The organism is Streptomyces sp. NBC_00984, from assembly GCF_045162475.1.
Lineage (GTDB): Bacteria > Actinomycetota > Actinomycetes > Streptomycetales > Streptomycetaceae > Streptomyces.
Genome location: NZ_CP108734.1, coordinates 8,526,784 through 8,551,521, shown reverse-complemented (window position 1 = coordinate 8,551,521; position 24,738 = coordinate 8,526,784). Strand labels below are relative to the sequence as shown.

Here is a 24,738-nt window from a genome sequence, read left to right as displayed (position 1 = left end):
ACCGGAGAAGCCCGGAAAGGGAACTCGGAAAGGGAACTCGTCGCTGAATCAAGCCCGTTGTGGTACGAGCGTCACCCGAGGAACGCCTCACCGCCGACTGTAGGCGCCTGAACGGCCTGTCCGGGAAAGCCGGTCCGGGAAAGTCAGTCCGGTCAGCGGCACGGGGTGATCTCCTTCGGTCCGTAGAGGGCCGCAGCCTCCCCCGTGATCAGCGCCCAGTAGCGGTCGCCGAAGGACCAGTGCCACCATTCGGTCGGGTAGTTCACCAGGCCCGCTGTGGTGAGCGCAGAGCCCAGCAGTTTCCGGTTGGCGCGGGCTTCCTCGCCGATGTTGAGGGCGTGGGTGTAACAGGCGCCTTCGCTCTCTTCCGGGTCCGCGTTCATCGGTGTACCCAGGTCCAGCTCGCGTCCGCTGTTGTCGGCCAGGGTGAGGTCGACGGCCGCGCCAGCACTGTGCGGGGCGATGTCGGGCGGGGACACGTAGCGGCTCGCCGCCGAGTGGATCTGCCCGTCCGGCCACTCGGGGTGGCCGGCGCGCAGTTGGTCTGCGTACTCCTCGAAGTATTGCCGCTGGAGTGAGGGCGGCCGGTACCCCTCGACGAACAGCAGCCGCAGGCCCCGTGGAAGCATCGCCTGGGCCTCGAGCAACCGGTCCAGCACGCCATCGCGCAGGTACACGAAGGCATCCGCCGGGCCCTGTTGACGTGCGTCGACCAGCAACGAGCCGCCACGGCGGACATCCACAAGACGTTCGCCGCATTCCGCAACGGGTATTGCGGCGACCTTCGAGTCCGACATCAAGACGATCTCATTCATGACGCGATCATCTCGCACGCCTCAGACCGGCGAACCTTCCCCGTCGCAACACTGCTGGTTCGGGCCGTGCTGTGTGTGGGCGGGACGTGGAAACTTCCTGGCTCCGTCGCACGTCGCGGAGGGCGTCCCGAATCGTTTGATGTGTGCGCAACCCATAGGCATGGTGGGCTTGTTCTGGATCTCCGAAGGCGACGTACACGTGGGCGCGAAGCCGTCCGGTCTGGCTCCGAAGTGCGCCTGCCCCCTCCCCGAGTGCGTGGTGGCTCTCGGCGACAGGCAGTCCGGCCTCTGTCTGTGGGAGGACGCGCATGCCCTGACGGTGGCGGACGCCCCCCGTAAAGTCCCTGAAACGGCAAATCGGCGCGGCACAGAACCTGACTCCGGACACGGTGGTCAACCTGGCTCTACTCATGGGGCCAGGCCGGGTGGACGGGGCACCGGCGATGATGACGGGGTGTGGAATCGCGCGACGGCAACCACGAGCTGATGGGCTACGTGGCCGCGGCCGTCGGCTACTCCCCGTCTGCCACGTCAGGCGGACTGCAGGAGTCCGCGCAGTTCGGTGGTGTCGATGACGTGGGCGCGGGAGGGGAACACCTTGTCGACCAGGACCCGGTGGGTCTCGGGGTCGGGGTCGGCGGTGCCGTCGGACAGGACGTAGACGCGGTAGTCACGGTCGGCGGTGTCTATGAGGGTGGACAGTACGACGCCGCTGGTGCTGATCCCGGCGAGCACCAGGGTGTCGATGCCGCGGTCGGTCAGCTGATCGTGGAGATCGGTGGTGGAGATCGAGCTGTAGCGGATCTTGCGGACGACGATGTCACCGTCCTGAGGCCTGAGGCGCTCGTCGATCTGCGAGGCGGTGCCCTCGTGGTGCAGCATTCTCGCCGTGGCGACCGCGGTGAACGACTTGTTGGTCTCGGGGACCGCTGCCCAGTCGTTCTCGGTGAAGGCGACTCGGACATGGCCGATGGTGCCGCCGGCGGCGCGGACGTCGTCGATGGCGCCCTTGACCCGTTCGACGAGTGCGTCGGCGTCGGGGGCGAGGGGGACGATCCCGTTCTGGAAGTCCATGGCCAGGAGGGCGGTCCGCCCGGGGTTGATCGTGGAGGGGGTGATCGTGGAGGGGGTGGGCGTAGGGGTGGTCACGCGGTGTTCTCCTTGGTGGTGATTCCGGCGGTGTTGGGAGTGTCGTCGGTCGGGCGGCTCGTATTGCCGCCCATCAGGTGGCGATCGAGGACAGTCAGCAGGAGGACGGCGACTCCCGCCGCGATCAGGACGAGGCCGAGGGAGTGCAGACCGTGGTCGCTGGCGCCGTCGCGGAAGACGATGCTGCCGATCACGGAGGAAGTGATGGTTCCGAGGTATCCGAAGGTCCGGAACAGGCCGGAGGCGGTGCCGATCTGGTCGGCCGGGGCCGCGAGGTAGAGGGCGGTCTGGTTGCCGACCGTGGTGGTGGCGGTCGTGATGCCGAAGACCAGGGAGACCAGGACGATCGCGATCGCCGGGCTGTGCGAGGTGAGCAGCATGATGCCGGCCGAGCCGAGCAGCATCGTCACCGCCGAGGCGATCAGTGGTCCGCGTACCAGGTTGCGGCTGGCGAGCGGGCGTGAGAGGAGTGCGGAAACGGCTCCCATTGGCAGCAGGAGGAGCCCTGCTTTCAGGGTGGACATCCCGTGCGCGGCCTCCATCCACTGGGTGACGCCGAACATCACGGTGTAAACGCCCAGCAGGGTGAGTGCCTGGCGCAGGTAGGTGCGGGTGAGGGCGCCATTGGCGGCGAGGCCTCGGAAGTCGAAGAACGGTGTGGTCTTGCGCAGCTCCCACACGATCGTGGGCACGGCAGTCAGGACGAAGACGGCGAGCGCGGCCCATCCGACGTGTGGGAGGCCCATCAAGAAGATGACCAGCGCGGTCATGGACGCGGCGAAGCCGATGATGCCAGGCAGGTCGATCCGACTGGCGACCCGGCGGAAACCGCTGTCCGCGCGGTCGAGCGGACGATCCTTGGGCAGCCAGCGGATGGCCATGGCCAGGGCGATCAGGGTGACCGGGATGTTGATCAGGAAGGCCCAGCGCCAGCCCGCGGCGCCCACCAGGAGGCCGCCGATCGGCGGGCCCACGGCGGCGGTGGCCATACCCGCGATGGCGACACCCCCGAGGACGCCGCCGGGCGGCGAGTCCATGTCGGCCTGCTCGGCGCGGCGACGGATCAGTACCATCGCGCAGGGGAAGGCAGCCGAGGTGCCGAGGCCGATCAGAACCCGGGCGACGGTCAGCACGGCCAGGTTTCGGCCGAGGCCGCCGACCACACCGCCGAGCAGCACCAGGACGATGCCACACAGGAAGATCCGGCGTGCGCCAAGAACCTCCGCCAGTTTGCCTGCGGTGGGCTGCGCGACGGCACTGGCCAGGTACAGCGAGGAGACCAGCACGGCGGTGGCGCCCACCGAGACGTGCAGGTCGGTGGCGATGGGCACCAGGGCCGTCGCGATGATGGAGCTGTTGATCGGGTTGAGGCTGGAACCCACGTAGAGCGGGGTGGTGAACGTCCACGCGAAGGGCCTGCGTGCGGCGTCGTCCGTCGCGGACCCGGTCGGTTCGGCGCCGCTACTCATATGGCGCCGTCGCTCAAGTCGGCTGCGGCGAGACGCTCCAGCAGGTCGATCGCCTTCTCCATGTCCTTGCGCTCGTCCGCGGCGACAACCTGGTCGATGGCCCGCGCGAGGAAGGTGGCGCGACCGGCGAGCAGCTTGTCGACCAGCTCGGTCGCGGTCGGGTCGGCGCTCATCAGCTTCTTGCGGCCGTCCCGCGGGTCGGGCTCGCCGTGGATCAACCCGGCGGCCTTGAGCACCGCCAGACTCTGCGCGATGGACTGCGCGCTGACGTGCTCCAGCGCGGCAAGCCGGGCCGCGGTGACAGGCCCCTCCCGCACGACGCTCGCCAGCACACCGAGCTGCGTGGCGGTCAGGCCGGTCGCATGCTGTCCCGATTCCGCGCGCAGGCGTGCACGCAGTCGTTTCATCGCGTCGTTGAGACGCTGCGCGGTCGCAGCGGACTGCTGACGCCCGGGGTTCTCGTGCATGGCTCCAGCATAAAACTACACAAGCAACTTCGCCAAGTTACTTGTGTAGTTTTTCTGCGAGGTGGAAGGCAGAAAGCCGGCCAGCCCGCGACCGCGGGCGTCCCGCCCTTCGCTCTCGCCCTCACCCTCACCCTCACCCTCACCCTCACCCTCACCCTCGAGCTTGTTGTGCACCGCTCCCTCGATTCACACCAGCTCCTTCAAGCCGCACACCTTCCGGAAAGCTCCACCTCTCACCCACTGCGTCACCGCCTCACGCCCGAAGATCATCAACAGCAGGCGCGGAGCGCCCAGTTGCGGTCGTCGCGCAGATGCGCTTCGCTGCCGCGCAGGTGACCGCGCACCGGCCACCCTCCCGTTCGGCGCTCTGCTCGACGGCGGCGGTAGTAGGCGATGGCCAGGATGATGACGGGTCCCCATGCCCCGGTCGGGAGACGCACACCGTCGCGAGCGCCTGCCAGGCGTCGTTGGTGTAGTCGACGGTGCCGATGACGCCGTACGCGGTGAGTCTGCGACCGTCGCCGATCGGAATGTCGGTGAACATCATGGTGAGGATCAGACCGCCAATGACGGCGGGGACGACGGCCGTCATCGGGCGGATGCGCTTGCCACCGATGATCGGAATCCAGATAGGCGCCGCCTCGCTCCATCGCCGGACCAGCCCGATAGCCAAGATCGCAGACACCTCGGAGAGCACGCTGAGCCCCAGAACGTACGGAATGCTCACCCAGTACGGCTGGCATACCGCGCTCCTGAACCTGCCCCATCTCGAAGTGGAGGGCGAAGGGCAGCCGCCACAGGCACGACGGCAGCAGGAGCAGCGGAAGCGTGTAGGCCAGGCGCATCGCCCAGCGCGGAACAGGCCGCGCGGTGTCACTGACGGGCGGGGGCGTGTGAAAGATCTTCGGGGCCATGGCTCCACCCTCGCGCAGTGAGCAGGCCGAAGGATCACTCTCACGGACCGAGCCTCTCCCCCGCGCGAGGGAGGCGCCTCTGCGACCGCAGACCGAGGGTCGGCGCGGACCGGCCGACGAGCGACGGCCGGTGACCGGTGACCGGCGCAGGAATCCTTCCGATGCCCCCACACTCGAAACGGCGGACGGGACACCGCTCCCCCGCGGGCGGTCCACCGCGCCGTGCGGAGTCTTCACTGGGGCGATTGGCCGTAGATCCCCTGGACATGCGCAAGTGGGCTGCGTTTCCGGACCGGAGTGCGCATGAGATGTGGTGTGAGACCGATCCACGCCACAGGCGTGCACTCCGAAGTAATCAAGATTACTTCGTGGCCCCTTCTGGGCTCCTCTCGGCGATACCCCGAGACCCCGGCGAGTTCGCGAAAACTGAAGGGTTCCCGGTGGGAACCCGAGGGTCTGTCGCCGTGCCTCGCGGCGTCGGATCCGTGGGTTCGTGGTGAAGCCGCCGCCGACAGGCGGCCAGCGCCTCGGCGGCAGGTGGACATAGCCAGGTTGGGCCCCACAGTCACGACTGGTCGGGGTGGCTGAGACGCACCGTCTCTCCGCCGAATGGTAGGTGCGTGACTCGGCCGGCGAGGAGCCAGGTGTCCTCGACCTTCCGGAACGTGTCCTCGTAGTGGCCCACGTTCGCGGGGAGCCTCGGGGGCACCATGCCATCGGTATGGCCGTCGACCCGGTAAGTAGCGAAGTAAGAGGTGGCGGTGGCCGCCGACGCAGAATTCACCGTGACCAGGATGTTCGTCGACATACGGCGTGACAGCCGGTCCTTGGGGCGCGAACCGAAGTAGCTGCGGAGCGCCTCACGCCCCTCCACTCTTCGGTCGCCGTGAGGCCACTCCCACACCCCGTCAGGCGTGAAGAGGTCCGCGACACTGCCCGGATCTCCCAGGTCAAGACGGCGCACGAACTCGACGATCAGACGCTCGCAGGCTCGCTCGGCGAAGAGACGTTCCATCGGGTCAAAAAGTTCAGTCGACATCATCAATTGCTACCAGCCCTCTATGGGGTACGGCGATGGCTTTTTTGGCTGCCCATTTCCTCGGCCCGTGAACGCGACGCCATCTTCGACGTGGCACGACAGCCAGAGCCGCTCTCGACGGGGTCGCTCCAGGAGTCGGCGGGCAAAGTTTGAGTAGCGAATCGCGGTCTTCTCGCTGAGCCCGAAGACCTCGGCGAGGTGGAGCAGGTCGGGACCGTGGAGGAGCGCCTCTTCGAGCTGACGGTCCATGTGGAGTCGTGCCAGTGTCGCGATCTGGCTGTGCAGCGCCGGGCCGGCGACGGAGCTGTTTCTGATGGGTCGGTCCTCAGGACGGTCTGCTTGTTGATCAGCAGGTACAGGTTGGCTGTTCCGGGCCAGCGGCGGTGACGGAACTCCAGCAATTCTTGGGCAAGTCGAAAGGTGAGACCGTCCAGAGTGCGGGTGCGGCCATCGATCGGCAGGCGACGGTTGCCGATGTCGAGATCGTCGAGCAGGAGGCGGCGCATGGCGCCAGGTCGTGCGGTGTGAACTGCGGCAAGTGCGAGGATCAGCCGGTCGGCAGGGTGGACGACGGCGGCAACGGACCCACTGGTGTGCTCGGGTTCCAGGGGCTGGATGACACCTTCTACGCGCTGGCCGACGCAGCCAGGCCTTGCGAGGCAAGCCTCGCGCCTCACCGAGCCGGTGGGCCAGGTGACCGCCCCAGGCCAGCCAGGGGTTGTCACAGGAGACAGCCGTATTTGCCCGCCATCGTGTGAAGTCCCGGCGGACGGCGAACAGTGCGGGCTGGAGCCAGCACAAGGACGGCGGCGAAGCCGGGGCCGGGTCGGGCCGCCGGGGACGGCCCCGGCGGTCGCACTTCACCACGGTCTGCTTGGGCTGGCGGTCCCAGAGTGCCGTCAGGCCGTAGAAGAACAGCTGCTGGTGACGCAGGCGAGGCAGGACGGACTCCGGTTTGTCACCGGTCGCGGCCGCCTCCGTTCTCGCCTGGACCCAGCGCAGACGGCAGTACCCCTCCTGCATAGGCACTCGGCGGGTGCAGCCGGCGCGCTCGCCCACATCCCAGCGGCTGGCGAACGAGGAACATGTCGAGCACCGCGGCTCGAAGAACCGTCCCCAGGCGAAGTCTTCTGGGCAGGAACTCGGGCCCATGGGTCACATATTCGGTCGGAGCCGTGCGTGCCGTCAGAGACCCAGCAGTTCTGCGAGAGGGACTCTCGGATGCCGGCGTGCGGGACCGGCCATCGTCGCCAGGTCACCTACCGTGGTCGGCGCGAAACCAAGCAGGACAACCGGTATTCACTGTGATCCGACGCTGCGCGCAGAACCGGCTCGATCTGACCCGCCATATCAGGAGGTGGGGTCAGGTCACCGATGCCCCAGAAACCCGGCCAACGATCTCCCGCGACGTCCACCGCGAGCTGCTGGGTCAGCAGGTCCAAGCGAACCTTGCCGAAGCCGATAAATCGATCGGGGTATACCGCCCGGACTCAATCGCTTGTCGCAACACCGGCTTCTTGAGTCAAGAGTAGGTGTTCGTTGAGGGCTTCAGCGGGTGCCTTCCATCCGAGGGTTTTGCGGGGGCGGCTGTTGAGGGCGAGTGCAACGGCTGCGAGGTCGTCTGTCTGCCATCGGGACAGGTCCGTGCCCTTCGGAAAGTACTGCCGCAGCAACCCATTCGTATTCTGGTTCGTGCCGCGTTGCCACGGGCTGTGCGGGTCCGCGAAGTAGATCTCGAGGCCGGTGTCGACGCGGAGCCGGGCATGCTGTGCCAGTTCTTTGCCGCGGTCCCAGGTCAACGAGCGACGCAGCCGCTCGGGCAGCGTGGTGATCGTGGAGGTGATCGCGTCCCTGACGGCCTCGGCACCCAGACCGGCCAGCGCCGGCCCGTTCTTCACCCTCGGTTCGGTGTCAAAGCCCTGGACGCACGAGCGTGCGAAGACTCCGGCCCTGGTCATTGCGCGTTTCCGGACCGCGACGGCTTCCCGCTACTTCACGATCACTACCTGATCCTCAACCGGGTTCAGCGCCTGGACGACGACCGGAAGCCGGTGTGGGGCGCTCTCGAGACGCGCCGCCTTCTCCAGCATGTGGCGGCAGCCAGGACGCACTACACCCTCACGATGACGACCGAGGTGTGTGAAGAGCTGGGGCTGGCGACTGCAGGGTCCGCGAATTGATGCGCTATATCGGCTGAGGATGCACAGTTGATGCGCAAATCCGAATGTGAGTGCGCAATGGATCTCGCGGCCTCGGGTCCCGGTAGTTCTCGCCGAGAAACCAACAGAGTAGGCCCTGACCTGGGCAGAGCACTCCACTGCAGCACTCACGCCGCCGGATCTGCGACTGCTCGGCGTTGGCGGCGCGTGAGCAGAGTGGCGGCGTTTGCAACCCTCCGGTTGCACTCAAGAGGTCAGATACGCAATCGTTGAGTTGCACATCAAGTCGCGAGGGAGGAATCCGTGACCGACGCCACCTACACCTCCGCGGAACTGGCCGAGCTCGACCGGATTACGCGGCAGATCGACATCGACGCCCCGGCCGAGCGGGTATGGGAGCTGGTCGTGCGGCCCGGCTGGTACGTCAACGGCGGCGTGGTCGAGGCCGAGCCGGACCTGTACTACGAGGGCGACGTGGCCGTGGTACGCCATCCTTCGCTGGGTGAGTTCCGGTTCCGGACGGTGGAGCTGGACAAGCCGCGCTACGCGGCGTTCCGCTGGATCGGAACCCCGTTCCGTGACGAGTCGACGCCCTCGACCCTGGTCGAGTTCTGGATCGACGAGCGTGGCGGCGGGGTGACCCTGCGCGTGGTGGAGAGCGGGTTCTCCGGTCTCGCCGACGACCCGGCCGCGTGGCTGAAGGAGCGCGAGGGCAACGACAATGGGTGGCTCGCCGAGCTCGAGGCCGCAAAGGCGTTCGTCGAGGCGAGCGCGCCGGCTCCGACGACGCGCCCGTGACCGCCACCCCTCCCGTCGTGTGTGCCGTGCTCGGCGACGCGACGCGCTGGAAGATCCTTACCCGGCTCGGCGAGGGCCCGATGTCGGCGTCCGCGCTGGCCAAGGTGCTGCCGGTGAGCCGGCAGGCGATCGGCAAGCACCTGGAGGTGCTGCGCGAGGTCGGGTTGGTCGAGTCCGAGCAGCGCGGGCGCGAGGTCGTCTACCTCGCCGTCGGCGCCCAGCTCGGCGCGCTGGCCCGGGAACTCGACCGGATCGGCCGCTCCTGGGAGACCCGCCTTCTGCAAATCAAGCAACTGGCAGAGCGCCCCGACCCCGAGGCGGCCGACGAAGGGACGAAAGGACAAGGTCATGACTGATCAGGAGAACAGGACGACTGACCGCGCGTCGGCGTTGCCGGCGGTGGCCGACCGGGCGACCTTCCAGGCAGAACTGGACAAGCTGCGGGTGCGGGAGAAAGCGCACACCCGGGAAGGTGACGCGATCGCTGCAGCCCGACGCCGCCTGCCCATGGTCGAGGTGGCCGCCGATCTCGAGCTGACGGGTCCCGACGGGCCGGTCACTCTGCTTGAAGCGTTCGAAGGGCGCGGCCAGCTCATCGCCTACTACTTCATGTGGCACCACGGCCACCCCGCGGCCGAGCAATGCGAAGGCTGCACGTGGGTCACCACCCAGGTTGAGGAGCTGTCCTACCTTCACTCGCGCGACATCACCTACGCGGTCTTCTGCCAGGGCCCCTACGAGGCAAGCCGCCGCTACCGCGACTTCATGGGCTGGGACGTGCCGTGGTACTCGGCAGTCCCCTCCCAGGACGTGCTCCTGGTCGGACGCCATGTCGGCATGATGCACCTCGTGTGCTACCTACGGGACGGCGACCGCATCTTCGAGACCTACTGGACGACCCTGCGCGGCGTAGAGGCCATGGACTACAGCTATGCACTCATGGACCTCACCGTGTACGGACGTCAGGAGCTGTGGGAAGACTCGCCCTCCGGCTGGCCCCGCGTTCAGGGCACGCCCGCCGATCACGTCCGACTGCGGAGCAACGGACGCCCCATCCCTCAGTGGTCACGACTTGAGGCTGGCCGTTCCGACGACCTCACACCGAGGCCCTGACGCTCAAGCGGCCACGCAGGGCCGGAGGGGTCGATGACCGTGCAGCCCGGGGCGATCTCCGTGTAGCCGCGCGTCGCGGACCACTGGGAGGCCCGCGGCCAGACATCGCGGCGCCTGCAGCGGCCGCAAACCAGCGCTCGCCCCCCGAGCAGGCGCAGGTCAGGGGCTACTTCGTTTGTCTTCTCGGCGAAACCTGCTGGGACCCCGACCTGCGCCGATGCCGAGGCCGCGTCTCCGGCGAGCAACTGCGGCACCGAAGGATTGCGGGCGATGGAGGTCTACCGTTGTGCCGTACGGGACGAGGTGGAAGGACGATGATGCGGATCACAGTGCTGACGGTTCCGGGGTGTCCGAACGCGGTGCCGGCGGTGGAGCGGGTTACCGCCGCGCTGGCCGGCCGGGCGGCCGAGGTGGAGCTGGTCGAGGTGCGCGACCAGGCCCAGGCGACGGCGCTCGGTATGAACGGCTCGCCGACGGTCCTGCTGGACGGCGCCGACCCGTTCGCGCTGCCGGGAGCGGAGCCGAGCGTGTCGTGCCGACTGTACCGGGACGCGGACGGCATCAGGAACTCCGAGTGAGGCCGCCCTGCGGGCGGCGTTCGACGGCGCGGGCCTGCCGCAAGCCGCCGCGCCGGGCGGCTGCTGCGACACCGCGGCTCTCGACATCATCGGCCGCGGTGGGCGCGGGCGCCGTGCGCCGGCCGAGCGGGGCCTGGGGGCGGTGCATCAGGCGGTGCTGCGGCACTTCGCCGCCGTCGGCACCGCGCCGGAGCCCGGCGTGCTGGAGCCGCTCGCCGCCGAGGCGGGCCGAACGGCTCGGGAGGTCCTGGAGGAGCTCGCCCGGGAGGACTTCCTGACCCTGGACGAGCACGGCCGGATCCGCGCCGCGTACCCGTTCTCCGCTGTAGCGACCCGGCACCGGGTCCGCATCCACGGCGGCGCCGAGGTGTGGTCGATATGTGCGATCGACGCGCTCGGCATTCCGCCCATGCTCGGCCGGGACGCCGTGATCACCTCCACCGACCCAGTCACCAGCGAACCGGTAATAGTCACCGCGACCAGGGGCGTTCTACGGTGGGAGCCGAGCGGCGCGGTGGTGTTCGTCGGGAGCCGACCCGGCAGCGGCCCGGCGGCCACCATCTGCTGCGACGCCCTGAACTTCTTCGCCAGCCACGAATCGGCCGCGATCTGGGCCGACGAGCACCCGGACGTGCCTGGCAGCGCGGTCAACCACACCCGCGCCGAGGAGATCGCAGCGCAGTCCTTCGGGCCGCTGCTGGAGAACTGACCCACCATGGGGTGCGGCGACACCTATGCCGCTTTCCCCGGCAAGCGCTACCTCGACTGGGAGCCCAAGAGCCGGCTGGCAAGGCCATCGGCGCCGCCCGAGCGGGCGCGGGCAACCGGGACGCTTGACCTTCGAGTCGATACGCAAGCTGCAACACCGTCGAGGGAAACGGCATGGTCTTCGTGAGCCGGCCGGGAAGTGTCGAGCACCTGCTGGAGTGCACGGTCTGCCGGGCACAGCACACGCTTCCCCGACGCCACCACGAGGACGTCATCCGCAACCACCTCGCTGCCGTTCACCGCCTGGAATGCTCGCGTGCTGGCTACGTGGGTGCGGGCCCTGTCCGCTGGCAGCCGGATGGTACGGCCGTCTGCGAGATCCACTGCCCGAACCACTCCCGGGCACCCCGTCAGTGGGATGCCGAACTCCGCGCGGCCGAGGCCCGAGAGGTCCTTCAGGAACTGATCGAGAAGGTTCTGGGGTCGGAGAACCGGTAGCCGAGCGGCTGATCCAGCACTCCGAACCACTGATCACCTGGGCCGCAATCACCCTCATGACCAGCCACGTCACCCGCCGAAGTTCTCTCAGAAACCGGACAACTGGCCTCCCGCGAAACGCAACGCGACTGCTCGACACCGCGTCGGTCCGGATCACCGCCACCCAGAAACCCGGGAAACCGACGGCACCACCTATTCTCCCAGCACCCTTAACTCTGTCGGGTCGGTGCTGGCCAGGGTGACCGCGAGCGCGATGTGGGGGACGGCGTTCAGGCAGAGCTCCGCCGCCGTGCTCGGATCGGACGCGGTGCGCGCCTCCTGCACGGTCAGCACCGCGGAGTCGACCGCCTCGTCGAGAACCTCGTCCGCGGCGAGCTCGCCGCCGGCCACCAGCTCACGCACCAGGGCGGCCGCCTGCTCCGGATCGTGCTGCCGCCGCGCGGCGACCTCGTCGCCGGCGCTCGACAGGTCCATCGCGGCGGGCTGCTCCACCGTCGGCAGCGGCACGCCGTGCTCACCTGGCGGGCCGACCTGCTCCTCGAGCCGAAGATCTTCCTGACCGGACAATCATCGAACGGCTGTCGGCCAGGGGCGAGAACCCTACGCAGTCGGAGGCGAGGCCGCTCGCTTTCATCCCAGCCGATCCCGTGGGACCAGCGGTAGGAGAGTCAGCATCGCCTTCTCAGGATCGGGGACGGAGATCGCCAGCCGGCTGAATGGCGCGCTCCGGCGGAGTTCCACACACAGCACCGGTGTTCCGGCCCGTACCAGCGTGAAGTCCTGCCCCTCCCGTAGGTGCCGGACGCCCGCGCACACCTGTCCGGGGATGCACGTGCCCCGATCACGCTCGCCACGAAGCGCACGCCACCAGTCGGGCTCGATATAAAGCTGGCGCAGCGCCGACACCGGAACCCGCACATTGCGGTGGCGTGCCAGCGCCTTCTCCCGCCAGGACAGGTGTACGACAATATCGGTCCCCTCGACTACCACCCTCGCCATGGCCTCTCCCTCATGGTCGGAGTGCCCCGGCGTTTCACGGTGCTTCGGGACCGTTCCAGGTCTTCGTCGTCGGCTAGCTAGTGCTGTGACCGCGAAGGTTCACCGGGTCCGGGCGGTCAGGGTGAGCTCCGAGTTGGGATGGTCTGGTCAGCGGTGTGGGGAGCCTGTCGTGCCCCGGCTCTGCGACGATTGCTGAGTGAGCAAGCAAGAGTGGGACACATTGACCAAGTCTGAAAAAGCCTTCATGGTCAATTCCTATGAAATTGACATCCTGGCTGGTGTCTGGGGCGATCTCGACGAAGCCGACCAGCCTCGACCGGTCAACGAGCTGGCGGGAATCTTGCTCGCTCTCATCGATCGTGGGTGGATCGAGGTCCGCCGACTCGCGCCGTGGACCTCCCCCGCCGGGGAGAGCGGGTTCCAGCCCGGCGAGCTGGTGCCTCATGATCAGCTTCCGGCGATTCTCGATGACGCGGCCAACTGGGAGTATCCCGAAGACGGGAACTGGATTGGCGCGTTGACCCTGGTCGAGACCGAGGCGGGAAAGAAGATCACTCGTCTTTCTCCCGAGGAGATGGCCGAGTAGGCCGCCGTGGCGGGAAGCCTCAGGCCGCGGCCAACGGTCGGCCGCCCCAGCGGAGGCCCTTCTTCGCTGCGGATGCGGGCTCGTTCGCAGCGTTGGGCGGCCAGGAGGTCGGGGTGGCGGGCGTTGGCATTGCGCCAGCGCAGATGGCGGTGCAGCTCGCGGGTCTGAACAGTGTGGTTGGGGTGGTTCGAGTTGGCCAGGGTGAACTGCCGCAGCGGCCCGAAGCGCGCCTCGATCGGATTGGCCCAGGAGGCGTTCGTCGGGGTGAAGCACAGCTCGACTTTGTTCTTCCACGCCCACCGGCGGATCTTGGCGCCCTTGTGGGCGGAGAGGTTGTCCGTGATCACGTAGATCGGGGCGCCGTCGGGGCGAGCGGCGCGGATGGACCTGAGCACGGCCAGGCTGTTGGTGGTGCCCTTGCGGCGGCGGTTGACACCCCAGAGAGTGTCGTCGCCGATGGAGTAGCAGGCGTGGAAGTAGGTCACGCCGTGGGTGCGGTGGTAGGTCGCCGGGACCCGGTCGGGCCGGCCCTGCTCGGCCCAGCAGCAGTCGTCGGCTGTACATGACCTCCACGGCCCGGATCTGGGAGACGCCCGAGCGCGCCCGGAATGGTGAGGACAGGGAACCGCGGCTGATCACGAGCATGGACCCGGCATCGCCCGTCTTCGGGCCCGTGGCGTACAAGCTGACGCTCTCACAAGCTGTCATCCGGGGACCGGTTGCACCGTATCAGGTGGTATGTGTCGAAAGCCGGGCTTTACCAGCTGCATCCGAGGCTGTCGCTGCGCGGTGGCAGGGTCCCGGTGGAGCCGAAGCCGGGTATGCGGGCGCAGGGGACGCTGAAGGTGGACCAGCTGTCGCTGCTGGACGCCATCGAGGACAATCCACGTCTGCCCGAGGCGTTCAAGGAACTGCGAGAGCTCCCGAGGCCGGCGGAGAAGCCGCTGCGGGAAGACAAGGCGCGCGCCCAGGCCCGCGCCAAGGAGGATGGGACGTCATGACGATCGCTGTGGAGCCCGCGGCCCCCGAGTACGTCTGGACGGCCAACAACGCCCTCGTGTTCGCTCCGCGCGGCATGCCGCCGGCCGCCCACCCCGTACTGCTCCACCTCCTGGACCGCCAGGAGCCCGGCGGGCGCTGCCTGGTCACACACGGCACCCTCGCCTCCGAGATCGGCATCACCGGCCCAAGGTGACCCGCGCGCTCCAGCACCTCGGCTTCGCGCGCATGGTCTGGAAGGAAGGCAACGGCGCTACCGGCTCAGCCCGCTGATCGCCGGATTCCGTACACACGCCGAACAGCTCCAGGCGATCGGCGGGATGAACGACGACGACCGCTTCGACCACCCCAACTTCCAAGAGCGCTACGAGCAGCAGATCGAGGCGTACGAGGAAGAGAAGCAAGCAAAAGCAGCCGAGCGGCAGAAGCGGCTGGAACCGCCCATCAACCTCGCCACCCGCCACCGAACCTGCCCCCTTCGCCCCGTGGCGTCTGCCTTCGCGGGAGGGGGCCGACACCGCCCCTTGCACCGCCCGCCCTACCCGGTAGCAGTGGCCACCTCCACCGTCGGGGCCGGATGGAGACGGGTACTCATGCCCGCGACGTCGAGCACCTTGAGGTGCCACGGCCGGGTAGCGTAGAGACGCCCGTACGACCGCCCACCATTGTGGCGATCCTGGACCAGAGGCTCACAGGGCGCGGTTGTGCCTTCTCACCCAGCCAGTCAGAAATACTTCCAGTCACCACAGTTATGGAGTCCCCCGACGTCCAGGTAGTCGCAGATACGAGCCCTCCGAATGGTCGCCAGGAAATTACTACTGACACTCGACCCCTGGCCTCCGGTGGTTGAGATCCAATCCGTACCGCCGTTGAAATACTCCACCACAAGCGCCGCTCCCTGGCCGTCGGCACTTCCATCCGTAACCGTCGCCGTACTTCCGCCGGCGCCATGATTCGCGACCGCCGCGTAGTCGCACCCCCAATCGCTGCAACTCGACCAGGAAACGCTTGCCGCACTCGCCGGACTGGCTTCCAGGATCAGCAATGCTGCAACAGCAGTACCAACTAGCCGCATTCTCACTGTGACCACCAGGTGTGGTTGGTAGGCAGAGAGTAGACCTCACAACGATCACGCAGCGCCCAGCACTTCAGGCCATATTTCCACTCACCTGATACTGGCTGATTCCCCCCCGGCACATCAGGATCACCGGCACCCGTAGACCCGGTGTGGCGTCAGACAGCTCATGGTCGAGGAGTGCCGTCTGCCGTCCAGGAGCTCTCCGGCCACCGCAACCTCGGAGGGCTCCGCACCCTGCTGGAGTGCCCCTTCAGTGAGACCCGCCGGGCGTCCACAGGCCGCCGGCCTGGGCGAGGCGGCCGACGAACCCCAGCTCATCGTCGGCGGCGGCCAGGCGTGCCGGTGCGGGCGAGAGTGGCGAGCAGCGCAGCTCCCGACCCACGCACGCCGGGCAGCAGACACAGCATTGCCCCGGACAGGTCCGGGGCAATGCTTCGTGCTGTGCGGATCAGGACGGCGTCCTGGCGGTGGTCCTCCTGTCAGACCTCGATGTAGGCCACCACAACCACGGTGCGCAGCGCGGTGATCCTTCAACGCTCTGCGAACGCGGTGATCTTCCACAACGCCCTGGACATCGCCGAAATCGTCCGCCAGCTCCAGAAGGAGGGGCACGTCATCGACCCCGAGGACCCGGCCCACATCTCGCCGCACCTGACCGAGCACATCCGCCGCTTCGGCGAGTACCCCACCCCACGAACTCCGCCTTGAGCCCGAGGCGTACGACCCACACCTGAACGTCGACTTCAGCCCACTCCGCGGCGACGACCCGAGAGCCACAGGCTTCGGCCAGGCTGCGTAAACCGCCCACCAACCCGAAGGCCGTGGCCGGCAACGCCGTGCTCCTGGCCAGCCGCCAGCGGTCGTCGAGCCAGCCCTTTCTGGAGGTGCTACAGGAACGACGAGGGCTGACAACACCGTTATGCGGCCAAGCGGGACCGGACTCTTTGGTACCGCCTACGACAACCTGCGCGCCCGCGTCGGACACCGGCAGGGTTCTAGCGGGCGGCCCGGTCCTTGATCCCGGCGAGCACGGTGTCGAGCATCCGGTCGAAGCCGGGTACGCGGTGGCGTCGAACGCGGGCACGGCGCTGGGCCCGTCGCTGGTGCGCGCCAGCAGGTGGCCGTTGAGGAAGCTGAACAGCACCATGGGCGCGTCCGCGACCACCTGGTCGCGAGAAACCGCGGATCCGGTCCGGATGATGCGGTTGTTCGGCATCACCTCTTACACCGCAATCCACTACGTCCGCACCGCCCACCCTGAGCACTTCGCTATCGATCCGACCCAGGCATGACGGGATGCTGTCTATTCTGCTCCGTTGCTGTTCAAGGCCGTGAGTACGTGATCCAACTCATTCGGCATCACAGCAACAAGAAGTGCCCCCTCGGGAGAGGTGCACTCAACGATCCTGGACCCACCGTTGATCTTCATCGCTTCGCGCAGCGATGGTGAACGCACGCTGACCTGCCGCAATCCATCCGGAAGGGACACTGCCGCACCGGCCTTGGTCCGGGGCTCCCAGGCCATCCCGGAGGGGCCTGTCAACAGCCGCCCACGGAGCCACCGGCCCTCAAGCGAAGGATGCCGGAGCAGACAGGGAACCTTGATCATATTTCCCTGAGCGGCACTTTCTGCACGTTGCTTCACCTTCCGGCGAAGCAGCCACGCCGTCAATCCGGCCGCTACCAAAACAACCACTATTTGGATCACTGGAGCATTCAAGCAGCGTTCAACCCGAGTGCCCATCCCCTCAACGGCTTTCTACTACCAGCAGGTTCACGTTCGGACGACCTTCAGAATCCGCGAACCCGCTGGTTTCGCTCTGCGACAGGGTTCTCGCCCCGTGCCGTCCACGTACGAAGCACGCGCTTCCGGCCGCCAGTCTTCCCAACAAGGAAAACCACAACCTTCGGGTTCTTGCCGCACCACCCGTAGAGCCCGACCCACACCCCGTAGCGGTCCTGATGTCCGACAGCTCACGTCCACCACCACATGACCGTCAGCCGTGGAACTCGGCTGCACCCCCAGAGAGCATGCGGGAACAACTCAGGGAAAAAGGCGACATGAACTGTCGCCTTTAACGTGCACCGTGGTGCCATGGACAAGAACAGGAACACCCAGCACACCAGCCAGAACGGCCCGCTCGCCGACCGGATCGCGCTCGTCGCCGGGGCCACCCGCGGCGCCGGGCGTGCCCTCGCCGTCGAACTCGGCCGCGCCGGCGCCACGGTCTACGTCACCGGCCGCACCACCCGCGAGCATGCCAGCGAGGTCGGCCGGGCGGAGACCATCGAGGAAACTGCGGAGCTGGTCACAGCGGCCGGCGGCACGGGCATCGCCGTCCCCACCGATCACCTGGACGAGGACCGGGTGCGCGCCCTCGTCCAGCGAATCGACCGCGAACAGGGGCGGCTCGACATCCTGGTCAACGACCTCTGGGGCGGGGAGCATCTGCTCGTCGGCTCCGTCTTCGGCAAGAAGAGCTGGGAGACGCCGCTCGCCGACGGTCTGCGCATCCTGGAACTCGGGGTGCGCTCTCACGTGATCACCGCGGCACTCGCCCTCCCGCTCCTGGTCCGCTCGGACGCGCCCCTGCACGTGGAGGTCACCGACGGCACAGCAGTCTCCAACCGCCGGTACCGCGAGAACCTCTACTACGACCTCGCGAAGAACGCCCCGATCCGGATCGCCTTCGGGCTGGGCGAGGAACTGGCGGAGTACGGGGGCACGGCGGTCGCCGTCACGCCGGGCTTCCTGCGCTCGGAACAGATGCTCGCCCACTTCGGCGTGAGTGAGGAGAACTGGCGCGACGCCGTCGCCCGGGAACCGGGCTTCGCGATCGCCGAATCGCCGCACTACCTCGCCCGCGGGGTGGCCGCGCTCGCCGCCGACCTGGACCGGGCCGCCCGCTGGAACAGGAAGTCCACCTCCAGTGCGGAGCTCGCCAGGACCTACGACGTACGGGACGTGGACGGCAGCCGGCCCGACGCCTGGGCGTACTTCGAGGATGTCACGTACGGCGGGAAGGACAGCTCCCCGGACGACTACCGCTGACCCCCGGCCCCGCGCCGTACAAAGTACAGCGAGGGCCTGCGCCTGCTCGCGGAGGCGGGCGCGCAGGCCCGCCGGGGCCGGCGCCTCCGCGGGCGCGCCCGACAGCCGGGGCAACGGCGTGACGGTCGGATCAGCTGGATGCCCTCGGCTGTTGCGCTCACCTCAAGAAGCGCCTTCCTCTCCACACGGGGTCGTTGATCACTGGGCTACGGAGTACAGAGGACACATGATCCGCCTCCAGTGCCCATGCGGAGAAGCAGAAACATGTCGAGGTGCTGAAGGACAGCGTGGCCGATGGTGGTGGTAATGGTGGTGGTGATGATGATGAGGCCAAGGCGATCGGGGCGAATCCGGGGTCTGGGCCTCGAACTCGGAGGCGAGGCTCGCGATGCTCCCCGCGGACAAGCTCGCCCCGCTCGCCGAATTCGGTCCCGACAGGGCGTGGTCCGCGGGGCTCGGAGGGCGGGACGCCAGGTGCTCACCTCCTCCGGCGGTGGCCCCGGCGCGACCGGTGCATCGCCGCGAAGGCCAGGGCCCGTTCTCGCGGGGTGCAGCCTCGGGTCATCCACAGCACCGTTCCGTAGCGGACGACGTCCCGGGCGAAACGTAGTCCGTGGTTGATGCCCGTCCACGGGGCGATGGTCTCTGCCCAGTCCGTCGCGTGGTCGAGCAGCTCGTCGAGGTTCATCGGTTCCTCCTGGTCATGTCGGTTCTTCCGGCACGAACGAGGTTTCTCGACGGGGAAGTTGTGCAGAACGGAGCCGATCGCCGACCGCTGCTCACACAATTCGCGTACGCTGCCTGCCTGGTCGGATGACACTGAGTGGTCGTTTTTCAGATTGTGCCGGGGGTTGAAGAATTGGCCGGTGAAGAACAGCGATGGCATCCCGCGAGTCCGGGCCGTCAGGTGCAGTGGCCCGAGGACACCAAGGGCTGGAGCAATGACCGGCTCTGGATTCTGCATGCGCTGAAGCACTGGATGTGGAGCGTCGCGCACGGCTACGAGGGGCGCCGTATGCGCACGGGAGACCTGGCCGAATGGTGCGGTGTGCGGTCGCCCGGGACCATCTCCACCTGGATCCGCAAGGGCGGGGTATGGAGGCAGGCCGGCCTGGACTATTGCGAGGAGGCCCGAGTGCGGTCGGGCTGCTCTCCCGAGTGCGACAGCGGCTACGGGGTTCTCGCCGAGCTGCGGAAGCGGTACGCAGCGGCCTTGCCCCACAGCGACGAGGAGCAGTCCGCGGCACGGCAGCGATCACAACGGCGACCCGCGGTCCCTGCCTCGCACGCCCTCACTCGGCAGGAAGTCGACCGGAGGCTGCCGACACTGGCGCAGGCTCGGAAAGGCGCACTGCGATCCCTCGAGACGGTCACCGTCAACCAGTTCGGGCCGGGGCTCGACCGCGTGACACTGGCCGAGGTCCGCATCGAACGGGCGGCCGAGCGACAGGTGCTCAAGCACATCGACCGCCAACTGACCGGTGCGGCTCCGGGGCGGGCCGCCGCTCTCGTCGGTGAGCCCGGTGTCGGCAAGAGCTGCTCCCTGTGGGGCGTGTACCAGGTTCTGTCCGAACGCAAGGACATCTGCCTCGTCCTGCTCTCCGCGACCTCCCTCCTGGCCGGTCCCGGCGGGGCCGCGGATCTGCGCCCGCGCGAACTCCCCGCGCTGCTGGAGGAACACCACAGACGGACCGCCGGCACCTCAGGCGCCCGGCACCGGATCGTCCTGCTGCTCGACACCGCCGACCTGCTGTTGCACCAGCCGGAGACCGCGCACGACTTCGTCGAACTCATAACCGTCCTGCGGTCCAGGAACACCGCCGTCGCCCTGGCCTGCCGGGCGGGCGAGGCCGGCCTGCTCAAGCAGCGCCGGGACACGGAACACGAGTCCGGCGCCTACACCTCGGTCCTCGCCGACATTCGCCTCGGTCTGTACGACGAGGGCCCCGAGGCCGACCGTCGACACGGCTGGGCCCCCGGCTCCGAACTCGACCGCGCGGTCGACGCCTACGCCGGCGCGTACGCACCGGCCCGCAACGACCACGACGGCACCCTGCCGGAGATGAGGCGGGCTCTGGCGGACGCGGCCGCCCGCGGTCTGCCCCTGGGCAGGTTGATCCGGCACCCGCTGCACCTGCGCATGATCTTCGACCTGTATCAGCCCAAGGGACCGAGCGGATTCGACCTCGACGTGGCCGGCCTCTTCCACGACTACTGGACGTGGCGCGTCGACCGCGATAACCGGCACGCGGTGACGGCCCCCGGCGTGGAACCCCAGGAACAGACTCTGTCCCTCGGCGAGGCCGCTGCCGAACTCGGTCTGGCCACCCTGCTCGAAGGCTCGATCGAGCTTCAGCGGGAGAGCGCCCGCGATCTCGTTGCGTCCCGCCTTGCCGTGTCCCCGGACACCGCGGCCCACCGGATCGGACTGTTGCTCCGGCGAGGCGTACTGGGCGAGCCTTTTCCCGGCCGGCTGCGCTTCCACCACCAGGCGATCGGCGAGTACGCCGCGGGCAGGGGCCTCGCCGAGGCCCCTGCGGGGCTCGAAGCAACGGTCGGTCGCATCACCGAGCACCCCCAGGACCTGTACCTCGCCGAGGCCGCCCGCCACTCCTTCCACTACAGCGACCGCATGCACGCACACCGATCGAGTCACTGGTACCCGTGGCTGGCGCACCTGGCCCAGGCTTCTTCTCCGGTCGCGCGGGAGACTTTCCTGCGCATCCTGGCCGGACTGCGTCACGCTCCGGACAGCGCCGTGGCCGACGCCGTCCCTCTGATCGAGGACCCGGACAACGGCAGGCTGCTCGCCGAGCACTACCTGGAGGTCCTCAACGCCACCGGTCGGCCCGCCGAACGCATCTGGCCGAAGCTTCTGCGGACGATCTGGGACGCGGCCGACGGCCCCCAGCGCCGCGAGGTCCTGCACACCCTGACGGTGCTCATCCGGCAGCAGCGTTCCACCGCCGCCACCTTCCTCTACGACCTGCCCGCCGCGGAGCTGCCCCGATACGCCCTCGCACCTCACCTGATCACCCTGATGCGTCATCTGCATGAGGACGGTGCGGCGGCCCCCGCCGCTCAGCCGGACCGCACAGCCGTGACCGTCATGGACGAGATGCTCGACGACGCCTTCGTACGGCGTGGCGCGCCCCTGGAACACACCCTCGCCACGCTCGCCGAGCTGGCCGCCGAATGGCCCGACCCGTACGGTGAGGTGTGCCGCGGCCTGCCGGAACGCCTCGCCGGGGTGCCTGAGAAGGTCCCCAAGGACATCGACAGGATCATCGACTCGGCAGCGACCTGCTGGGCCGCCGCACAGGCCCACGAGCGAACCGCCGACACCCTGCAGGCTCTGCGTACCTGCCTGAACGATCTGGCCCGCGGTGACCTGCCCGTCGCCACTCACCATGTCGTCCTCCACGGCGTGGCCAGCGCTCTGTGCCACCCCAGGAGTCGCATCGCCGCATCGACGCTGCGCGAGGAACTGGCGACCGCAGCGGCCTGCGCGCCGAGCGACAACGCCCGTAAGTCCATTGCCCGTTATCTCCTGCGCCCGCTGCTCATGACCGGTGACACTCCCGCCGGCCGTATGGCACGGGAATGGTGCCGTGCGCAGTTGTCGCACGAACGGGTGCGGCAGGCCCCGCAGCCGCCGGCCACCACCCTGGCCTTGACCGCTCTGCTTCCCGGGGGCCGGCGACTGCCTGCCCGGGTGGTCGCCGCGTCACTGCCCGACGACCGCAGGTCGGAGAAACCGCGTGCCGTGACCCTTCTGCCGTGGACCACGGCTCCCTGGGACCTCGACCTCACCGTCGCCGCCGCGGCGGGCGGCCACCACCTCGCCACCCATGCCCTCGGCCACCTCATCGGTGTCACGCCCCACGACCAGGAGACGGAGCCGGAAACCTTCGAGCAGGAGCAGGGCGAGGAGAGCCCCGGCAAGGTCAAGCATCAGGAGGGCGAGGGGAAGCGCCGACGGAGGGGACGGCAGCCGCGCAAACGGCTGCCCTCGCCGCGCGAAGAGGTCATCGCCCGTGTCCCCGAGGCACCTGGGCTGCTCCTTCCGTGGCTGCTGAGCGACGCACAGCGGCGCACGGATACCGATGCCCTCGTCGGCTTCGTCCGGGCCAGCGAGAAACAGCTGCCCGTCGAGAATGCCGACCAACTGCGATGTATCACAGCCCACTTGTTGGAGCAGAAGGACCATCAGGCGACAGCGGCCGCGCACCGGCTGACCGCACGCATGATCGGCTGCGGCCTCACACCACTGGGCACCCCCGCCGGCCTGGTCGAACAACTGAGTGCGCTGCGCACAAGCGCCGTCGCCCAGACCGAGCTACTGGAAGCGGTGACCCAGACCCTCACCGCCACCCCCGCCCTCTGGGACCTTTCCACCGCGCGCACAGCCCTGACCCCCACCCTGGACGAACTGGTCGACCGGGCCGCGACCATGGCCGCCACGATCGACCGGCCCCAGCGGACCCAGGAGGCCTACATGCTGGCCGGGAACGCCGCCCACCTGCTGAGAGTCCGGCTCACCGTCCTCGACGCACGCAGGAAACTCGCGGACGGCGCTCACGACACCGGCCTCGATGACCTCCACTCCCTGGCCTTCAAGCCGGGAAGCCTGTGCATGCCTCGCGGCCACAGCCTTACGCAGCCGGGCAACGTATGGCCACACCGATTCGACACCATGCCCCGCCTCTGCGTCGACCTCCACGAGGCCGGACGTGCTGAGGACGCAGAAGAGCTCCTGCGGTCGGCCGTCACCGCCGCCACCGCCGAATCCGGCCCCTCTGCCCGATGGCGGGGTTTCGCCTGGAACCCCTGGCGCCCCTACCTGCGTCTCCTGGTCGGCGAGCGTGCCCACCTGTACGAGCTACTCATCAGCTACGGCCCCCGCGACCACCAACTCGCCCGGCACCTCCTGGAAGTCGCGGGACAGGTCATCAGCAATATCTCGGAGGAAGTGCACCGACTGCTGACAGACCCGAGATGGCCCGCCGAGCTCCGCGACGCCGCCCGCCGCACCGCCTCCTGGGCCGGCCGCGACGGCTCCAACCTGCGCTGGGACACGGTCTACGACGACATCGAAGTGAAGGCCGGGCAGCCGGGGAGCGGGCCGTGACCGCTTTGGGCGGCCTCAGGGCCTGTCCGGTCGTTCATGCCAATGCGACTGGTCCGTACCCAATCGTCAGTATGCGCATGGGGCGAGGTGACATGGCTGACGCCGAGTGGATGGAAGGCCCTGACCATGTCGTCGGCCTTTGGACCGGGGGCTCCTGTTGCCGTTCCCGGGACCGGTGACCGGCTGACCGACTGAAAGGCACACTGCGGAACGTCGGCTTTGTTCACGGCGGCCGAGTCGATCTCTCCTCTTCTCCATGTTGCCCGGCGACCTCGCGCCATCGGTCTGACGCCACGAAGTGTCGTCAAACTCTCAGGACACACTTTCCGGGCAGGGCCAGGCTGGGCTGGGACGGCCGCCTGTCGGCCATGCAGGTCGGGGTCTGGCCCGAGCGGCGTGTCCCTGATCCGCGAGGCGAGGCGATCTACTGCTGGGCCCGGCCATGCCGGCTGCCGCAGCAACAACCGCGATACCTACAAGGTCGCGGGCGCCATCGTTCGTCTCCGTCTCGTCCCCCTCCACCACCAGCTCGAACAAACTCCGGCTAGGTAGTTGTTTTCGATCCGGCGGGCGGGTGCACAGCGGCTGTGGCAGGCTTCGGGCTTCGCATGCGGCTGCGCTTGGAGGGGTTCCATTGGTGGGTCCAGAGGACGGGGTAGGGCTTGTTGAATCACGGACGATCGCCCGAGTTGTAGGTGGACGCTCCGAGGTCTGTGAGTCTGGGTGGGGCCGCGAGGAAGCCATCATTCGGCTGGACTCTTCGATATTCGGTCCCGAGGCGCTCTTCGGCCTGGACGGGTTCTCCCACCTTGAAGTGGTGTTCTTCTTCGACCAGGTGGACAGCTCGGAGATCGACATGGGTGCCCGCCCCGTCCCGGGCAGGCATGACGGAACCCTGGTCGGTATCTTCGCGCAACGCAGTCGATTCCGGCCCAACAGACTCGGTGTTTCGCGCTGCCGGATCACATCGGTAAATGACCTTGATGTTCACGTCAGCGGACTTGACGCGGTGACTGGGACACCGGTGCTCGACTTGAAGCCGTATGTAAGGGAGTTCGGCCCGCGCGGCGAGATCCAGCAACCGGAATGGGCGTCCACACTGATGCGCGACTACTACTGATTCTGTCGTGTGGCGGAGCTCAGCGGGGCAGATCAGTGAGTCGCTGATCCTCGGTGCTCCGGTGAC

Annotated in this window: 25 protein-coding genes and 3 pseudogenes; 16 read left to right on the top strand and 12 right to left on the bottom strand. The window is 68.1% G+C overall.

Features of this window, described 5'->3' with window-relative positions; genetic code table 11:
* Window positions 1–152: 152 nt before the first annotated feature.
* From OG520_RS38130 to OG520_RS38100, 7 genes and pseudogenes are all read right to left on the bottom strand, one after another.
* On the bottom strand, window positions 153–815 hold the full coding sequence (locus OG520_RS38130; protein WP_406016182.1) for a M15 family metallopeptidase: 663 nt from the start codon (window positions 813–815) through the stop codon (window positions 153–155).
* A gap of 531 nt (window positions 816–1,346) precedes the next feature.
* A complete protein-coding gene (locus OG520_RS38125) occupies window positions 1,347–1,964 on the bottom strand; it encodes a cysteine hydrolase family protein (protein WP_406016181.1) in 618 nt (205 codons plus the stop codon).
* Window positions 1,961–3,433, bottom strand: coding sequence for an MFS transporter (locus tag OG520_RS38120; protein ID WP_406016180.1), 1,473 nt, complete (start codon window positions 3,431–3,433; stop codon window positions 1,961–1,963). Before OG520_RS38120 ends, OG520_RS38125 begins: the two co-directional genes overlap by 4 nt.
* On the bottom strand, window positions 3,430–3,900 hold the full coding sequence (locus OG520_RS38115; RefSeq protein WP_406016179.1) for a MarR family winged helix-turn-helix transcriptional regulator: 471 nt from the start codon (window positions 3,898–3,900) through the stop codon (window positions 3,430–3,432). The genes OG520_RS38120 and OG520_RS38115 overlap by 4 nt, the downstream gene beginning before the upstream one ends.
* 253 nt (window positions 3,901–4,153) lie before the next feature.
* Window positions 4,154–4,627 carry a hypothetical protein gene (locus OG520_RS38110; protein ID WP_406016178.1) on the bottom strand — a complete coding sequence of 158 codons (474 nt, stop codon included), beginning with the start codon at window positions 4,625–4,627 and terminating at the stop codon, window positions 4,154–4,156.
* Window positions 4,628–5,379: 752 nt separating this feature from the next.
* Window positions 5,380–5,853 (bottom strand): nuclear transport factor 2 family protein, encoded by a 474-nt coding sequence (locus tag OG520_RS38105; RefSeq protein WP_406016177.1) that lies wholly within the window; start codon window positions 5,851–5,853, stop codon window positions 5,380–5,382.
* A gap of 1,490 nt (window positions 5,854–7,343) precedes the next feature.
* Window positions 7,344–7,757, bottom strand: a pseudogene (locus OG520_RS38100) (IS30 family transposase); the annotation flags it as partial.
* A gap of 15 nt (window positions 7,758–7,772) precedes the next feature.
* Here OG520_RS38100 and OG520_RS38095 point away from each other — a divergent pair.
* The 8 genes and pseudogenes from OG520_RS38095 to OG520_RS38060 all read left to right on the top strand — a co-directional run bounded on the left by OG520_RS38095 (window position 7,773) and on the right by OG520_RS38060 (window position 11,707).
* Window positions 7,773–8,033 (top strand): relaxase domain-containing protein, encoded by a 261-nt coding sequence (locus OG520_RS38095; protein WP_406016662.1) that lies wholly within the window; start codon window positions 7,773–7,775, stop codon window positions 8,031–8,033.
* 282 nt (window positions 8,034–8,315) lie between these two features.
* Window positions 8,316–8,810, top strand: a complete 495-nt coding sequence (locus tag OG520_RS38090; protein WP_406016176.1) for an SRPBCC domain-containing protein — start codon at window positions 8,316–8,318, stop codon at window positions 8,808–8,810.
* Window positions 8,807–9,166: an ArsR/SmtB family transcription factor gene (locus OG520_RS38085; RefSeq protein WP_406016175.1), complete on the top strand. Its 360-nt coding sequence runs from the start codon at window positions 8,807–8,809 to the stop codon at window positions 9,164–9,166. The genes OG520_RS38090 and OG520_RS38085 overlap by 4 nt, the downstream gene beginning before the upstream one ends.
* The gene (locus OG520_RS38080; protein ID WP_399337812.1) at window positions 9,159–9,923 is read left to right on the top strand and encodes a DUF899 family protein; all 765 of its coding nucleotides are present in this window, start codon (window positions 9,159–9,161) and stop codon (window positions 9,921–9,923) included. The genes OG520_RS38085 and OG520_RS38080 overlap by 8 nt, the downstream gene beginning before the upstream one ends.
* A gap of 314 nt (window positions 9,924–10,237) precedes the next feature.
* The gene (locus OG520_RS38075; protein ID WP_406016174.1) at window positions 10,238–10,501 is read left to right on the top strand and encodes a hypothetical protein; all 264 of its coding nucleotides are present in this window, start codon (window positions 10,238–10,240) and stop codon (window positions 10,499–10,501) included.
* 142 nt (window positions 10,502–10,643) lie between these two features.
* On the top strand, window positions 10,644–11,210 hold the full coding sequence (locus OG520_RS38070) for an alkylmercury lyase family protein (protein ID WP_406016173.1): 567 nt from the start codon (window positions 10,644–10,646) through the stop codon (window positions 11,208–11,210).
* Window positions 11,211–11,213: 3 nt separating this feature from the next.
* A pseudogene (locus tag OG520_RS38065) lies at window positions 11,214–11,311 on the top strand (phosphotyrosine protein phosphatase); the annotation flags it as partial.
* 72 nt (window positions 11,312–11,383) lie between these two features.
* Window positions 11,384–11,707, top strand: coding sequence for a hypothetical protein (locus OG520_RS38060; protein WP_406016172.1), 324 nt, complete (start codon window positions 11,384–11,386; stop codon window positions 11,705–11,707).
* Window positions 11,708–11,899: 192 nt separating this feature from the next.
* On the opposite strand, the gene OG520_RS38055 is transcribed toward OG520_RS38060, so the two are convergent.
* Complete coding sequence (locus tag OG520_RS38055; RefSeq protein ID WP_406016171.1) at window positions 11,900–12,214, bottom strand: hypothetical protein; 315 nt, start codon at window positions 12,212–12,214, stop codon at window positions 11,900–11,902.
* 123 nt (window positions 12,215–12,337) lie between these two features.
* Entirely contained in the window at window positions 12,338–12,706 is a 369-nt protein-coding gene (locus OG520_RS38050; protein ID WP_406016170.1) for a hypothetical protein, read from the bottom strand.
* A 196-nt stretch (window positions 12,707–12,902) separates the two neighbouring features.
* Here OG520_RS38050 and OG520_RS38045 point away from each other — a divergent pair, with 196 nt between their 5' ends.
* On the top strand, window positions 12,903–13,292 hold the full coding sequence (locus tag OG520_RS38045; protein WP_406016169.1) for a hypothetical protein: 390 nt from the start codon (window positions 12,903–12,905) through the stop codon (window positions 13,290–13,292).
* A gap of 19 nt (window positions 13,293–13,311) precedes the next feature.
* On the opposite strand, the pseudogene OG520_RS38040 reads toward OG520_RS38045, so the two are convergent.
* Window positions 13,312–13,837, bottom strand: a pseudogene (locus tag OG520_RS38040) (transposase); the annotation flags it as partial.
* A 195-nt stretch (window positions 13,838–14,032) separates the two neighbouring features.
* Here OG520_RS38040 and OG520_RS38035 point away from each other — a divergent pair.
* Both OG520_RS38035 and OG520_RS38030 read left to right on the top strand, forming a co-directional pair.
* Window positions 14,033–14,293 (top strand): hypothetical protein, encoded by a 261-nt coding sequence (locus OG520_RS38035; protein ID WP_399332494.1) that lies wholly within the window; start codon window positions 14,033–14,035, stop codon window positions 14,291–14,293.
* Window positions 14,290–14,487 carry a hypothetical protein gene (locus OG520_RS38030; RefSeq protein WP_406016168.1) on the top strand — a complete coding sequence of 66 codons (198 nt, stop codon included), beginning with the start codon at window positions 14,290–14,292 and terminating at the stop codon, window positions 14,485–14,487. Before OG520_RS38035 ends, OG520_RS38030 begins: the two co-directional genes overlap by 4 nt.
* Here the strand turns inward: OG520_RS38030 and OG520_RS38025 are convergent.
* Complete coding sequence (locus OG520_RS38025) at window positions 14,471–14,755, bottom strand: hypothetical protein (protein ID WP_406016167.1); 285 nt, start codon at window positions 14,753–14,755, stop codon at window positions 14,471–14,473. The genes OG520_RS38030 and OG520_RS38025 overlap by 17 nt on opposite strands.
* Window positions 14,756–15,891: 1,136 nt before the next feature.
* On the opposite strand from OG520_RS38025, the gene OG520_RS38020 reads away from it, so the two are divergent.
* The 3 genes from OG520_RS38020 to OG520_RS38010 all read left to right on the top strand — a co-directional run bounded on the left by OG520_RS38020 (window position 15,892) and on the right by OG520_RS38010 (window position 18,421).
* The gene (locus OG520_RS38020) at window positions 15,892–16,077 is read left to right on the top strand and encodes a Tn3 family transposase (RefSeq protein WP_406016166.1); all 186 of its coding nucleotides are present in this window, start codon (window positions 15,892–15,894) and stop codon (window positions 16,075–16,077) included.
* Window positions 16,078–16,190: 113 nt separating this feature from the next.
* Complete coding sequence (locus tag OG520_RS38015) at window positions 16,191–16,661, top strand: hypothetical protein (RefSeq protein ID WP_406016165.1); 471 nt, start codon at window positions 16,191–16,193, stop codon at window positions 16,659–16,661.
* Window positions 16,662–17,464: 803 nt separating this feature from the next.
* Window positions 17,465–18,421 (top strand): SDR family oxidoreductase, encoded by a 957-nt coding sequence (locus OG520_RS38010; protein ID WP_406016164.1) that lies wholly within the window; start codon window positions 17,465–17,467, stop codon window positions 18,419–18,421.
* Window positions 18,422–18,899: 478 nt separating this feature from the next.
* On the opposite strand, the gene OG520_RS38005 is transcribed toward OG520_RS38010, so the two are convergent.
* Complete coding sequence (locus OG520_RS38005) at window positions 18,900–19,109, bottom strand: hypothetical protein (RefSeq protein ID WP_399332506.1); 210 nt, start codon at window positions 19,107–19,109, stop codon at window positions 18,900–18,902.
* Window positions 19,110–19,328: 219 nt separating this feature from the next.
* On the opposite strand from OG520_RS38005, the gene OG520_RS38000 reads away from it, so the two are divergent.
* Both OG520_RS38000 and OG520_RS37995 read left to right on the top strand, forming a co-directional pair.
* Complete coding sequence (locus tag OG520_RS38000; protein ID WP_406016163.1) at window positions 19,329–23,552, top strand: hypothetical protein; 4,224 nt, start codon at window positions 19,329–19,331, stop codon at window positions 23,550–23,552.
* A 442-nt stretch (window positions 23,553–23,994) separates the two neighbouring features.
* Window positions 23,995–24,672 carry an SAM-dependent methyltransferase gene (locus OG520_RS37995; protein ID WP_406016162.1) on the top strand — a complete coding sequence of 226 codons (678 nt, stop codon included), beginning with the start codon at window positions 23,995–23,997 and terminating at the stop codon, window positions 24,670–24,672.
* Window positions 24,673–24,738 lie beyond the last annotated feature (66 nt).